Origin of the sequence: Rosistilla oblonga, assembly GCF_007751715.1 — a bacterium.
Lineage (GTDB): Bacteria > Planctomycetota > Planctomycetia > Pirellulales > Pirellulaceae > Rosistilla > Rosistilla oblonga.
In genome coordinates this window covers 3,255,955-3,270,493 of record NZ_CP036292.1, presented here as the reverse complement: position 1 = coordinate 3,270,493, position 14,539 = coordinate 3,255,955, and the positions used below count along the sequence as shown (strand labels likewise).

Sequence of the window (14,539 nt, the reverse complement as noted above, 5' to 3'; positions counted from 1 at the left end):
CATCCCATACTTTCCATGGGCTGAAACCGTGCAGGACTCCGTCGGTTCAGTTCGATTCGAAATCCAACTTCCCCAAATCGTTCGACTGATCAGGGCCTACCGATAAGGTAATTGGCGTCTTCGCGGAATCGGCGTACTGAGCCGACAAGCGGTTGGGACCGGTAAACGATCGCGACAAAAGATTGTACTCTTTCAGCACAAACGTCACGCGATAATCGCCCGCCGGCGCACCATCGCCATCGGCGTACGTCGAGACTTTGACGTTCCCCTCGGCATCGGTAAACCCTTGTGGATAAAACGGTTTCTCATCGTTCAAATCGCCCGCAGGGTGCAACGCGATTTGAATGTTCTCGACAGGTTTGCCGTCGACGGTGACGACGCCCTCGATCGGAAATACCGGCTGTTCCCCGGGAAATTGCTGTTGGCCACAACCAACCAACAGCGGCAAGCTGCAAAGCGCTAGCCGCAGTGTAGTGATCAGATTACGCATCGCACTTAGGCCCTAAGGCGCTACCTCACCTTTTGCACGGGTGATTCGAGCGGCAAAGGCAAACGCATCGACCGTTGCGGAATTGAACTGAACCGATCCGTCGGCCATCAGGAACATCGCTCCTCCGGGATGAAACGCATGAAACCCTTGGCTGCGTAGATTGGTGCAGTTGATCGGGCAGGCGCCTTCGGCGAATGGGAACGTCGTCGCTCCACGAACCGATCCGACCAACCAATGTTCGCCGTTCAGCGCGTCGCCCCAGCCACCGCCGTTGGTCTCCGCCAAGGCAGCGGGAACGGAGATAATGTTGCGACCGGAATAGATCACGGTTCCGCCGGTCCGTTCCCCCATCAAAAACGTGTTGCTCGTTCCGTCCAGGATCGCCGCGATGCGGTTGTTGCCTTGATCCTGCGGACTCACAAAGACCAACGCTCCCTCTCGCGAGCCTCCTTTGTTTCCGCTGTAGGCGATGTCAGCGAACGTTCCGGTGACACCACCGGTTACGCAATAGTCCGACGGCGCGGCGGTGAAGCTGATCGCCGGCAGCCCGGGCAGCGAACCGGCGGCAATGTTGGCATCGTAGACCCGCTGAATTCCGCCGGGAGACGAAGGGCAGACGAATCCGGCCAACGGCGTCGCGATCACCGCGACGTTTTCTTGACCGATCGGGCCGCCTTCGTTAGTTGGCGACACCCGACTGTCGTACCGATCGTACAACGGTTGCTGCTCCATAAACGGCAGCAGAGCAACGCCACACGACTGCAGGTTGTACGGCGGGATTGGAGCATGCGCATACCAGGCTGCCGGAAAACTGCGGTGGGTATCGTGATAGTTGTGAAATGCGAGTCCGATCTGCTTGAAATTGTTGCTGCATTGCATTCGCCGTGCAGCTTCGCGAGCCGCTTGAACCGCGGGCAGCAATAGACCAACTAAGATGCCAATGATCGCAATCACGACCAACAGCTCGACCAGCGTGAACCCCAATGGCTTGGATTTCATTACCCTCATCCTTCCAGAAATGAATGCTAGAAAAGAACAGGATTAGCGTTGCAAAAAGAGAATTGCGCAACGCCGATCCGGCGTAACGGCGTCCATCCTAGCACCGCACCGCTCCTGGGGCAAATAAATACACAATCTGGCGGTTAGTTCACCAAAATAACCACATCGCCGCTCAGCGCGAAAGGAACAACCGCTTCGAAAGGTTGCGTGGAGCCTGGATCATTACGCTGGCGTAATCGTCTTCGACCAACGACATGTTCCCCGGCGTGCTATCGGGATCGATTTGATCGACCGATTGGACTTCGATGTTATGCGGACGGATGCCAAACGCATCGACCCGTTCGGTGATACGAATTGTGCGGGTTTCGCCAACGATCAAAGTTCCCAGCGTCCAAAGTCCCGTTGCGGCATCAAACGTTCCTTGGCTGACATCCGCTCGCACGAAGGTGAAACCGGGGGGAATCGGCAGTGAAAGGACGACGTTTGTCGCCACATCGGGTCCGGCATTACTGACGGTGAACGTCGTCACGACGCTGTCCCCCAGTTCCGGTGTCGGGTTGTCGACCGCCGCGGTAACCGAGAGGTCGCTCACTTCGGGAGTCACCGTCACGCTGGCTTGATCATCTTCCCCCGCGATCCCGTTGTCGGGAGTCGAATCGGGGTCGAACTGCGCTACCGCAACGATCTCCGCCGTGTTGGTGCTAGGGTCGGCGCTGTTGATCCGAGCCCGAATCGTCATCGTGGCGGTTCCCGTATTGGGAATCCCACCGACGTTCCACAACCCGGTGTTCGAATCGTAGGTTCCTTGGGTTTCGGTCGAAGATTGGAACAGCAATCCCGGCGGCAACAGGTCGCGAACAACGACGCCAGTCGCATCGTCGGGGCCGTTGTTGACGACGGTGATCGTAAAGACAACGTCCTCGCTGGCCAGCGGCGTCGAATCGGCAACGATCTTGGTCAATCCCAAGTCGGCGACCGGGGTGACGAAGATGGCGCTGGAGAAGTCGTCTTCGGTGATGTTGTTGTTACCCGGCGTCGAGTCGGTATCGGGTTGATCCGCGGCGGTGATCTCTGCCGTGTTGAGCACCGTGCCCGTTGTATTGACGGTCGCCGTCAACCGCAACGTCGCCGAATCGCCTTGTGCTAGGCTGCCCGTCGTCCATACACCCGTCGAAGCGTTGAAAGCTCCCTGAGCAACCGCGGCGGAAACAAACGTCATCCCTTCGGGCAACCGGTCGGTGATTTCGATCCCCGTCGCGTCGGAGGGACCATCGTTGGTGACAACCAAGGTGTAGACGACGTTTTCACCCCGGTTGGGTGCATTGTTGTCGATCGTCTTTGTCAACGACAAATCGATCTCCTGCGGCTCGATCGAAACCGAAGCCTGATCGTCTTCGCTGCTGTCATTGTTGCCGGGAGTCGAATCGGGATCGCGAGTGTCTGAGGCAACGATCTCCGCTTGATTGACCTTCTCGATCACATTGGTTCCGTTGGCCACGATCTGCAACGTCGCAGTCCCCGTGTTTCCCAACGCCCCCAAATCCCAGATCCCTGTCAGCTCGTTGTAGCTGCCGCGCGATGCGGTCGCCGAAACGAAGACGACATCCGGTGGCAACTGGTCTTCGACCAAAATCCCTGTCGCTGCGTCGGGGCCCGAGTTCGTAACCGTGATCGTGAAGGTGACGTTTTCGCCGACGTTGGGCTTCGGATCGTCGACGGTTTTGGTCAACGAAAGGTCAGCCGAAAGAGGCGTGATGTCGACAGTGGCGTAATCGTCTTCGGTCGTGATCCCGTTGCCAGGCGTCGAATCGACATCCAATTGGTCTGTCGCGGTGATCTCCGCTACGTTGGTCTTTGTATCGGGCGTGTCGACGCGGACCGTAATCTCCAACGTTGGCGTCGATCCGCGGGCGACTGACCCTACGTTCCATACGCCGGTCGCATCGTCATAGTTCCCAAGACTGGCGATCGCCGAAATGAAAGTCACTCCGACTGGCAACGTATCGGTCACCGCAACGCCCGTCGCGGTGTCGGTCCCCGTGTTTGTCATTGCCAAGTTGTAGACGACGTTATCGCCGATGTTGGGCTGTGCCACGTCGACGCCTTTAGTCAGCGCGAGGTCGACCAATTGAGGCGTCAGCGAAACGCTGGCTTGATCGTCTTCGGCCGTCAAGTTATTGCCGGGAGTCGAATCGGGATCTGCCACCTCCGACGCACTCACCTGCGCCGTGTTGGTTTTGATTCCGCGAGTATCGACGCGGGCGACGATCTCCAATTGGGCGCCCGAATTATTGGGAACGGTCCCAACCGACCAGGTGCGACTGGCCGAATCGAAGGTACCCAGGGTGGCGCTGGCAGAAACGAAGGTCATCCCCGTCGGCAGCGTATCGAGAACCGCGACACCAGTCGCCGCATCGGGGCCGTCATTGTTGATGTCGATCGTAAATGTGACGTTATCGCCGACGTTCGGATTGGCGTTGTCGACGGTCTTCGTCAGCGAGAGATCCGCTTGCCGGGTCGTGATCGACGCGACAGCTTGATCGTCTTCGCTAGGGTCGTTGTTGCCGGGAGTCGAATCGATGTCGGGTTGGTCGGCATCGAGAATCTCGACAATGTTAGTCAATGTCGTCGCAGCGTTGACGCGGGCGACCAGCGTCATCGTGACCGAACCAAAGGCAGGCACGGTGGGGATCGACCATTGTCGCGTCGTCGTGTTGAACGTTCCCTGGCTGGGCGTTGCCGAGACGAAAGTCAGCCCCGTCGGCAAGCGATCGACAACCACGACGTTGGTCGCCGCGTCGGGCCCCGCGTTGTTAACGGTGATCGTAAACGTGACGTTTTCGCCAAGGTTTGGTTGCGCCGTGTTGACGGTCTTGGCCAGCGATAGGTCGACGATCTCGGCGGTGAACGTCACCTCCGCGGTATCGTCCTCGCCAGCGACGCTATTGCCGGGAGTCGAATCGGGATCCAATTGATCCGACGCGATGATCTCTGCGGAGTTTGCGTTCAAGCCCGCGTTGCCTGCCGTGGCGACGATCCGCAGCGTTGCCGTTCCGCCGTTGGAGATCGTGCCGACGTTCCAAACGCCGGTCCCGCTGTCGTAAACACCTTGGCTGCCCGAGGAGGAGACAAAGGTCATTCCGGCCGGCAATTCATCCAGAACGCGAACGCCGGTCGCTTGGTTGGGGCCACTGTTGGAAACGGTCAGCGTAAACGTCACGTTTTCGCCAACGTTTGGCGTCGCATCGTTGACGGTCTTCGCGAGCGAGAGGTCGGCGGTTTGCGGAGTCACCGTCACCTCGGCCCGATCATCTTCGGTCGTCGCTCCATTACCGGGAGTCGAATCGCTGTCGAACTGGTCCGACGCGATAACTTCGGCAACGTTTGTTTTTGCCCCGACCGAATCGACGCGGCCGATCAAGATCAACGTCTGGTTGTTGTTGCTGCCGATCGAACCAACGGTCCACAGTCCGCTGTTGCTGTCGTAGGTACCGATGCTCGGTTGAGCCGAAACAAAAGCGATTCCCGAGGGGAGCAGATCGGTGACTTGAACACCAGTCGCGGCGCTCGGGCCAGCGTTGTTCAGAGTGATCGTATAGACGACGTTTTGGCTGACATTGGGAGACGTCGAATCGGCGACCTTCGTCAACGAAAGATCGGCAACCTGCGGAGTCACCGCGACCGAGGCTTGATCGTCTTCGGTCGGGTCGTTGTTGTTGGGCGTGCTGTCGATATCAGCTTGCCCGGCCGCTGTCACTTGCGCCGAATTCGTCTTCGTGCCGGCAGAGATAACGCGAGCTGTCAGGTTCAACGTCGCCGTTCCGCCGCTGGCCAGATCCCCGACGGTCCATAGACCTCCGGTGCTGCTGAAGTTCCCTTGCGAAGGACTTGCCGAAACGAAGGTCAGTCCGCCCGGCAACGCATCGGTCACGGCAACTCCCGTGGCGGTGCTGGGGCCGGCGTTGTTGATCGTCAGCGTAAACGTGACCTCTTCGCCAACGTTCGGCGACGCGTTGTCGACAGCTTTCAGCAACGACAGATCGATTAATTGCGGGGCGATCGTCACGCTCGCTTGATCGTCTTCGCTGGGTAGTCCGTTCCCCGGAGTGCTGTCGGGATCGGTCTGATCCGCCGCGATGATCTCCGCCGTATTGGTCTTATCGCCAGCGGTTGCCAGCGTACCGCTGATCTGCAGCGTCGCGGTCGCCCCGTTGGTGATGCTGCCAACGGTCCAAATCCCCGTCGCGTTGTTGTAGCTGCCCTGCGATGGAGTGGCGCTGCCAAACGTGATCCCCGTTGGCAATTGGTCCAGCACTTCGACACCGGTCGCCGTGTTGGGACCGGTGTTGGTGACCGAGACGGTAAACGAAACGGTCTGACCGACGACTGGAGCCGCCGTGTTGGAGACCTTCGTCAAACTGAGATCGGCTTGTTCGAAATTGTCGAAGTCCTGCGTGATCGTCGTCGGACCGATCGCGCCGACAAGTTCCGCCGTCCCGTTGATGTTCGGTACCCCGGTGATATCCAGTTCGATCGCACCGACCTGTGTGAAATCGGCCGTTCCGATGAACGCGCTGAATGGGATGTATTCGGTGCTGGTTGCTGAACCGCCCGTGTCGGGAATCACCAGCGTCGTCTGGCTCGATCGCGACGTCGTCGCTCCGTTGCCATCGTCGCTGTAGACGCGAACGATCGCCGTTCCGCCAAGGTTATCCGCACCAATCTGCAACCGAAAACCGGCAGCGGTACCGGCTGAAGTCAGATCGACGCCACCGAGGCCGGTGTCGTCCAGCGTCAACGCGTCTCCATCGATTCCATCCCAAGAGACGTTCCACTGACCATCGCCCGAAGCAAAGCTGTCGAACGAAAGGATGCCGGGCTGCAACGGATCGTTGACCGAGATCCGAACCAAACCGTTGACCGAGGTCTTGTTGACGAAGATATCGCGTTCGCCACCCAACGCCGCACCATCGGCCAAGCTGGAGGCGACGCGGACGCCGTCGTTCGCGGTGTCGCTGACCAGATCGGTCGTTCCATCAAACGAATCGATCGTGCGAACCAAAACCCCTTCGGCTTGAGCTGCGGTGATCGTGAGCGCTGGACTGACCTGCTGACTCAGCGAATTGCCGCCGATCGTCTGGGCTGGCTGTTGCACAAAATAGCTGCCTGCCGTCAGCCCGGTCAGCGTGTAGCGACCGCTGGCATCGCTGATGTCGGTCGCCACGGGCGATCCGTCCCCGGCGCCTGGCTCGAAGATTCCGTTGCCGTTGTCGCGGTAGACGTTCACCGTCGCCCCGGCGATCTCCTCGCCAGCACTCAGCCCATTGCCGTCGACATCGTCGTAGACGATCCCGGAGATGTTGGCCAAGTCGGTCGCGACGGCCAGCAGACGCCGCGATTCGAGCTGTTCGAAACGCGGCCGAAAGCGGCTGCTTTGTTTTTCGCGGCGTTTGCTATCGCGGACCCGACGGTTGGAGAGGCCACGAATTTTCGACACGATATCCTTAGAGCGACCCATACATCCTCACCGCTTCATTTCACCCAGGCTGCACAACACAACTAACTGGCCTAATTTGTCACACGCAACGCGGTCGAGGGCAAGTCCCTGACCGGAAAAGTCGCGAGAAAGCGGAGGTGTCCGAGCGATTTAGAACGCTCGTCGATCCTTGCACAGCCTGCTTGAGGCTACTTGATTTCGCGGATGCGGATATCTTTGAATTCGACCCACATCGGTTTGCCAGCGTGCAGTTGCAATGCAAGCATTCCGTCCAGCAGAGCCAGTTCGGGTGTCGCGTCGGTGAAATCGAGTACCAAACGCCCGTTCATATAATGACGCAGGTGATTCCCCTTGGCGATGATCGCAACCTCATTCCATTCCCCGACATTGAACAGCTCTTTGTATTCCGCCGCGTCGATCAACTTCCCTTCGACCTTCTTGCCATCTTTGCCCCAAGTCGCCTTTTCGCCGACCAGGCAGATGCGGCCGCGCTTTCCACCTTCGTCGTAGATGAAGCCGGACACGTTGGGCAGGTTCTCTTCGTTGCGGATCTCGTGTTGATATCCACGCATCACCCACGGGTTACGAGGCTTGCCATCGGTGATGTGTCGCGAGCGGTATTGAACCCCCGAGTTGTTGGTCGCATTGCAACGGAAGGACAAACGCAGTTCGAAGTCCTTGGTTTTTCCGTCCTGCCAGATCAAAAAGGTGTTCCCGTTGGCGACGTTTTCGGCTGTCGTTTCGCCATGAATCACGCCATCTTTGACCGACCACAGCCGCGGATCGCCATCCCAGCCGGTGAGGTCCTTGCCGTTGAAGATCGAAGTCATCTCGCCCGACTCCGCCGGAAGAGTCGTCGGTTGGTCGGCAAACAGTGGCAACGCGGCGAACAGAAGTGGAAGGGTTGCAGCAAAAACGGTGCGCATGGTGTGGTATTCCTCAAGATGGTGGTAAATGGTAGAAGCTCCGCAGCAGGGCCGTCACGGGCCAATCAGCAGCGGAAAGCTGGGCAAAACAGGGCCCAACGGTAATCCAAGCTGGTTTGGAATGGAAATTATAGCGGTCCCCAGCTCCAAGGCCATGAGCTGAAGAGAAACGGGACAATCGCACACTATGTAAACCTAGCAGTCGGAAAAATCGCTCCATTCTTCCCAAAAGGACTAAGAGCCCGCTGCGATCCGGACGATCAGTAAAACTGTAATCAACATTCTTAGTCGGGAGTCTCTCCCGCTGGAACGGACCCACCAGATATCCAATTGGAGAGCAAACGATGTTTCGATCAATTCAAGCCAAACGAGCAATTGCCGCCGTAGTGTGCGCTGCCGTTTGCATGCAACAAGCTGTCTTCGCCGCTCAGCCTCAATTCACAATGGTTGAAGGCGTCAAAGTCTACAGCGGCATCCAAGACCTCGCGTTGGACCAACAGGGCAACCTGAACGGTTCGGTCGTCGACGTCGACGGCAAGCCAGTTCAAGGTGCAACCGTTGTGATCGGCCAGCAAACCGAACACGTCACCACGGTAAAGACCAACGACGAAGGCGTCTATTCGGTCAAGGGCCTGAAACCGGGCGTCTACCAAGTCGTCAGCTTCGCCGGCCTGCGAACCTATCGCGTGTGGAATGCCGATTCGGCTCCTGAAGGAAGCGTCAAAGGGGCGATCGGCGTCACCGACACCAAGACCTTCCGCGGCCAATGCGACGAACGTGGTGGCGACGAAAGCCTGTGCCTTCGCCTGCTGAAAAGCCCATTGGTCTGGACCGCTGTCATCGCTGCTGCGATCGCGATTCCTCTGGCCTTGGACGATGACGACGACGCCAGCTGAACAAGCGTTGCCGCCAACGATCCGAAGCTGCCACGGCGGCTTCCATAAAAATCACGAACAGCCCATCGAACCGATTCGATGGGCTGTTTTCGTTTGCCGCTGAAGTCGCCTCGCAACGAAAAGCACCTTTGCAAGCTGAAGCTTCTTCGAAAATGGCAGCACGACGCGTTACCAAGTGTGCCACCCCAAAAACACTGACTGGCGCTGCATTAGCTCGCGGCAGGTTCGCGATTCGAAGCGTCGGCGATACAATAGACGCACACGGCTCACCGAGCCCATCGCAGCATTGTTGTTTCCCATCCTCAAGAGTGAATAGCTATCGTGTCGGAGGCAGAAGCGAGTTTCGATCCGTTGGTCGATCGATTGCCCAGTCGGTTTGTTGTCGGCATCGATTTGGGCACGACCAATTGTGCCGTGACGTACATCGACACCCAACAGACGCCCTGGCAAATTCGGGTGTTGTCGATTCCTCAATTGGTCGCTGCGGGGCAAGTCGAACCACGCGATACGCTCCCGTCGTTCCATTACCAGCCCGCCACGGGGCAAGCCAGTGGCGAAGCGCTTCGATTGCCCTGGCATCGCACCGATCCGGATCACTGCGTCGGCGTGATGGCTCGCGAGGAGGGAGCGCAGACTGCTGGGCGTGGCATCGCATCGGCGAAATCGTGGCTGTGTCACGCTGGAGTCGACCGCACCGCGAACCTGCTGCCATGGCATGCTGTCGACGATGTCCGCCGGATGTCACCAGTCGAAGCGAGCAGCCAATACCTGGCTCACATCCGCGATGCTTGGGACGACCAATTCCCCGACGCACCGCTCGCCGATCAAGACATCGTGATCACGCTGCCCGCTTCGTTCGATGAAGTCGCCCGCGAGCTGACAGTTCGCGCCGCGCGACAGGCCAATCTGCCGCGGGTCGTCCTGATCGAAGAACCTCAAGCCGCCTTCTACGCCTGGGTCTACAAGCATCAAAACGACTGGCAGCAGCGCGTCGATGTTGGGCAGACGATTCTCGTTTGCGACATCGGTGGCGGCACCAGCGACTTTACCTTAATCCGCGTTCGCGCCAGCCGGACCGAGCCCGACCAGATTCAATTCCATCGCGTCGCCGTCGGCGAACACTTAATCTTGGGTGGCGATAATCTCGACCTCGCCCTCGCCAAACACCTCGAACAAAAACTGACGCCGGGGAAAAAGTTGCCGCCGCGGCAATGGGATCTGTTGCTGTCGGCCAGCCGCGCCGCGAAGGAGCAGTTGCTGGGCGAAGCCGCATCGCAGCAGGTTTCGATCAGCCTGCCATCGGGCGGTTCGCGATTGATCGCCAGCAGCCTGCAGACCGACGTGACGCAAGATGAAGTCCGGGCGCTGCTTGTCGATGGCTTTCTTCCCGAATGCGACCTGACCGACGCCCCGACACAACACGCTTCGGGCTTCCAAGAGTTCGGGCTGCCATACGCCACCGACTCCGCGATCACCCGCTACCTCAGCACATTCCTTACGGCTCACCGCGACGACGAGGAAGGAGGCGGCCTGCCCGACGTCGTCCTCTTCAACGGCGGCTTCTTCGCGTCGCCAGTCCTCCGCAGCGAAGTGCTACAACGGCTGGAACATTGGCTGGGGAAAGCTCCGACCGTCCTCGATAACGATCGATTGGACTTAGCCGTTGCTCGCGGAGCAGCCTACTACGGCATGGTTCGCCGCGGCGAAGGGGTCAAGATCGCCGCCTCGCTCGCCCGCAGCTATTACATCGGCGTCGATGCCGATGCGGTCAGCGGACAACCGCGAGTCGTCTGTCTGGTTCCCGGCGGAGCGCAGCCCGGCGAGACGTTTGAACTCGACCAAACATTCCAGCTGACGATCTCGCAGCCCGTGGAGTTCCCGTTGTACGTGTCGAGCATTCGCTTAGCCGATCAACTGGGGCAGGTCCTGCCGCTGGACGTCGAACAGATGACGTCGCTGCCGCCGGTGCGGACCGTATTGCGTTCGAAGAACCGCAAGGAGACTGGCGAAGTTTCGGTCCGCTTGCGGATCGGGCTGACCGAGATCGGCACGATCGATTTGTCCTGCCACGAGATCGGCAGCAATCGCAGTTGGAAGCTGCAGTTCGATGTGCGGTCGACCACGCAAACCGACACTCAACAGCACGTCGCCGTCGGCGAAACCGAAGGCTTCGTCGATGAAGAGACTTGGTCGCTGTGTCGGCATGCAATTGCAGAGGTGTTCGACGAAACCGGCTCCGCCAAACCGGCCAAGATCGCCAAACATATCGCCCAGATCATGGGCAGCTCGCGGAACGCTTGGCCGATGTCGCTGCTGCGGCGGATCTGGGAAGCGTTGATGGATTTCGAAGCGGGGCGTCACAAGAGCGCCGCCCATGAAGCCCGCTGGTTAAACTTGTTAGGTTATTCGCTGCGTCCCGGGTATGGGCTTGCTGTCGACGATTGGCGGGTGGCGCAAACCTGGCGGACGATCCATGGCAAGTTAGCTCACCACGGCGGCAACATTCAAACCGAAAGCTTGATCCTGTGGCGGCGGATCGCCGGGGGGCTCAGCAGTGGACAACAGGCGGCGATCGCCGAGAACTGGATCGCTGCGATTCGCGGAATGCATCGTAAATCGCTCGGCCGACCGCTCGGCAACGCAGCGCCACTGAAGCCGGAGGAATCGGTCGAGGTCTGGCGTCTGTTGGGCTCGCTGGAACTACTCGACGGGCGACTGAAAGTCGATCTCGGCAACATGATCGTCGACTTGATGAATCGCAACAGCATGCAATCGCCACGCGAGGCGATGGTCTGGGCGTTGGGACGCTTGGGTGCCCGCCAGCCGTTTTACGGGCCGCTGAATACCGTCGTTTCGGTCGACGCGATCCAGCCCTGGATCGCCGCACTGCTAGCGGTTCGCCAGCGTGGCCCCGCCGAACAACTGGCTCTTGTTCAATTGTGCCGTCGCGTCGACGATCGGTACCGCGACATCGAACCGTCGACGCGCGACGAAGTCGTCGATGCGTTGGCTGGCGACGGAGTCTCGGACCACCTGACTTCGATCGTTGCCCAAGGGGGACGGTTCAGTCACGAAGAGCAGGAACAAGTGTTCGGCGAAGCGTTGCCGCGCGGCTTGCGACTCGGCTAACACGGTGCACCGAAACGGCTAAACCGCGGACGAATTCCGTGGATCGGTCCGTTGAATGATGTCGCTGATCCCCGTTTGATTGAACCCTTTGTAGCCGTCGTTCCGCTCGAGTATCTCGAGATGTGAACCGCTGGCTCCTTGTTTTTCGAACCGCTCCGCTTCCGCAGCGGTGATCGCGCCGTCGGCGACCGCTTCGCGAAGCACCTCGGGATCGACAGCCCAGGTTTCCGCCGCGGTGAACGCTTGCCGCAAGAAGGGAAAGTCGGTGAACGGTTCCATCGTGGCGATCCCCAGCAAAGCCAGCTGCGCCCGGGCGGCATCGAAATCGAACTGGCATTCCAGATGATGCATTCCCGCCGCCAGGAAGGCTTCGCCATGCAAGCGGCACCATAATCCGACCGTCCCCAGTTCGGATCGATCCTCCAGCGGCTGATGAGCAAAATCGCCAGCGACCTCATCCGGCGATAGATCGACGTCGGCAAATACGATCACGCCCGCATCGGATTGCTCTAAAACCTGAGCTCCCCAACCGGCGTCCGCTCCGGCGTAAAACCGCTCGCGACAGACAAATCCGAGGACTTCCAAGGCTTCGATCAATCGATGGAAACCGGCTCGGCTGGATCGGTAGGTGTGATGGTCGTGGTTTCCCCAGCCGAGTCCCAACGCATCCTGCCGCTGCTTTTGAAGCCGAGCCGCGAGGTTGCGGTCCTGCCAATACTCGCGTTCCGATTGGAAGAAGAGATCGCACGCCAAACCGGTTCCCAATTTGGCAACTGCATCGCGAAACAACGCGATCGCTGCGTCGAACGCCGCCCCCGCATCGACTCGCGCGACCGGACGGCTCCGCCCCGCAACCGCCGTGCGAAACGCAGCAACATGTTCGGCCAACTGCGTCACGGGTTGCTGCGGCGTACTACCATGATTTTCAACAGCCGCCAAATCACACTTCGCCCCTTCGTGGACCACGGCAGTGCAACTGAGAAAACCATTCCCCTGCTCTTTGGCCTGCTCCCAATTGCTGCCTCCATTTGCTGTGCAAAAATCAGCCAGACGCTCGACCTTGATCGCCAGGCAAGGCTTGGACGATTCGGCTTGCAGATGAACGACAGGAAACATCCCATCGCGATTGACAAGTAGTTTGCGTTGGGGATCGCCGGCGTCGACAAACCCAACGGCCAGCAAATTGTCGACTTCGGGAGAACCAAAAGGCAAGCGAATTTCCGCGACCCAATCGATCAATCGCGTACCGGTCTCGGACAGCATCCGAACGGCAAGGTCCTGGATATAAGGTTCGTCGGCGGCCAACGTTTGCACAATCCTCGCGATGCACCGCCACGCATCGGGTTGCGGTTGCCAATGGAAATTGTTCGCGGCGGATGGATGCAGATTCACCATGGATCGACTTCCCTGTGGTTCTATAATGACAGAGTCTTGCTGTTTCCCTATTATCCGTTTCTGGGGCCCTTTGGAGAATCGACGATGACCAATGTGCTGCTGTTGGGTGCCGGAAAGATCGGTCGCATGATCGCCGGATTCTTAGCGGAAACCGGGGACTACATGGTAACAGTCGCCGATTCGCAGTCGACCGCGCTGGCGAGGATCAAACCGTGCAAAGCGGTAGACACCTTGTTGCTCGACGCAACCGATCGCGCAGCGTTAACGCGAGCGATGGCCGATCGAACGATCGTGATCTCCGCGCTCAGCTTCCGCTTCAATCCCTTGATTGCAGAGGTGGCGTTGCAGACGGGAGCCAGCTATTTCGATTTGACCGAAGATGTGCAGACGACGCGGGCGGTGCAAGCGGTCGCCAAAGACGCTGTGGCAGGACAGATCTTTATGCCGCAGTGTGGACTCGCTCCCGGATTCATCTCGATCATCGCGATGCATTTGAGCCGCCAGTTCGACAGCTTGGAATCGGTTCGAATGCGAGTTGGAGCACTGCCGCAATATCCAACCGACGCACTGAAGTACAACCTGACATGGTCGACCGACGGCCTGATCAACGAATACTGCAATCCCTGCGAAACGATCTATCGCGGAAAGCGAATCGACAGTCTACCGCTGGAGGGTTTGGAGCATTTTTCGATCGACGGCGCACGCTACGAAGCGTTTAATACCAGCGGTGGACTGGGGACATTGTGCGACACGCTGCACGACCGCGTCGGATCGCTCAACTACAAAACGATCCGCTACCTTGGGCATCGCGACTTGGTCGCGTTCCTGATCAACGATCTTCAATTGGGCCAGCGCCGCGAACTGCTGAAAGACATTTTGGAACACGCCGTCCCGGTGACGTTCCAAGATCTTGTGATTACGTTCTGTACCGTGACCGGCCAACGCAACGGGCAATTGGTTCAGTTGAGCGACGCCCGGAAGATATATGCTCGCCAGATCGAGGGGGAGCAGTGGAGCGCGATCCAGATCACGACAGCCGCTGCAATATGCGCGGTCGTCGATATGCATGTCGCTGGCGAATTGCCATCCCAGGGATTCGTCCGACAGGAACAAGTCGGCTTCGATGATTTTATTAAGAACCGCTTCGGGCGGCACTATCAATCGGGACAGCACCCCGAGTTCAGTGACGCCGGCGGTGCAGCGTAGC

General features: G+C 59.0%; 8 protein-coding genes. 3 read left to right on the top strand and 5 right to left on the bottom strand.

The window, feature by feature from the left end; all coding sequences use genetic code 11:
• Positions 1 to 46: 46 nt before the first annotated feature.
• The 4 genes from CA51_RS11595 to CA51_RS11580 all read right to left on the bottom strand — a co-directional run bounded on the left by CA51_RS11595 (position 47) and on the right by CA51_RS11580 (position 7,912).
• Positions 47 to 490, bottom strand: coding sequence for a DUF4198 domain-containing protein (locus CA51_RS11595; protein WP_145120711.1), 444 nt, complete (start codon positions 488 to 490; stop codon positions 47 to 49).
• Positions 491 to 502: 12 nt separating this feature from the next.
• The gene (locus CA51_RS11590; RefSeq protein WP_231746137.1) at positions 503 to 1,489 is read right to left on the bottom strand and encodes a DUF1559 domain-containing protein; all 987 of its coding nucleotides are present in this window, start codon (positions 1,487 to 1,489) and stop codon (positions 503 to 505) included.
• A 172-nt stretch (positions 1,490 to 1,661) separates the two neighbouring features.
• Positions 1,662 to 6,986: a DUF7507 domain-containing protein gene (locus CA51_RS11585; RefSeq protein ID WP_197451762.1), complete on the bottom strand. Its 5,325-nt coding sequence runs from the start codon at positions 6,984 to 6,986 to the stop codon at positions 1,662 to 1,664.
• 188 nt (positions 6,987 to 7,174) lie between these two features.
• On the bottom strand, positions 7,175 to 7,912 hold the full coding sequence (locus CA51_RS11580; RefSeq protein WP_145120705.1) for a 3-keto-disaccharide hydrolase: 738 nt from the start codon (positions 7,910 to 7,912) through the stop codon (positions 7,175 to 7,177).
• Positions 7,913 to 8,256: 344 nt separating this feature from the next.
• Between CA51_RS11580 and CA51_RS11575 the strand changes: the two genes are divergently transcribed.
• Entirely contained in the window at positions 8,257 to 8,808 is a 552-nt protein-coding gene (locus CA51_RS11575) for a carboxypeptidase-like regulatory domain-containing protein (protein WP_145120703.1), read from the top strand.
• Positions 8,809 to 9,129: 321 nt separating this feature from the next.
• A complete protein-coding gene (locus CA51_RS11570) occupies positions 9,130 to 11,937 on the top strand; it encodes a hsp70 family protein (protein WP_145120701.1) in 2,808 nt (935 codons plus the stop codon).
• An 18-nt stretch (positions 11,938 to 11,955) separates the two neighbouring features.
• Here the strand turns inward: CA51_RS11570 and CA51_RS11565 are convergent, their stop codons facing one another.
• Positions 11,956 to 13,332, bottom strand: a complete 1,377-nt coding sequence (locus tag CA51_RS11565) for a hypothetical protein (protein WP_145120699.1) — start codon at positions 13,330 to 13,332, stop codon at positions 11,956 to 11,958.
• 84 nt (positions 13,333 to 13,416) lie between these two features.
• Between CA51_RS11565 and CA51_RS11560 the strand changes: the two genes are divergently transcribed.
• Complete coding sequence (locus tag CA51_RS11560) at positions 13,417 to 14,538, top strand: saccharopine dehydrogenase family protein (RefSeq protein WP_145120697.1); 1,122 nt, start codon at positions 13,417 to 13,419, stop codon at positions 14,536 to 14,538.
• Position 14,539 lies beyond the last annotated feature (1 nt).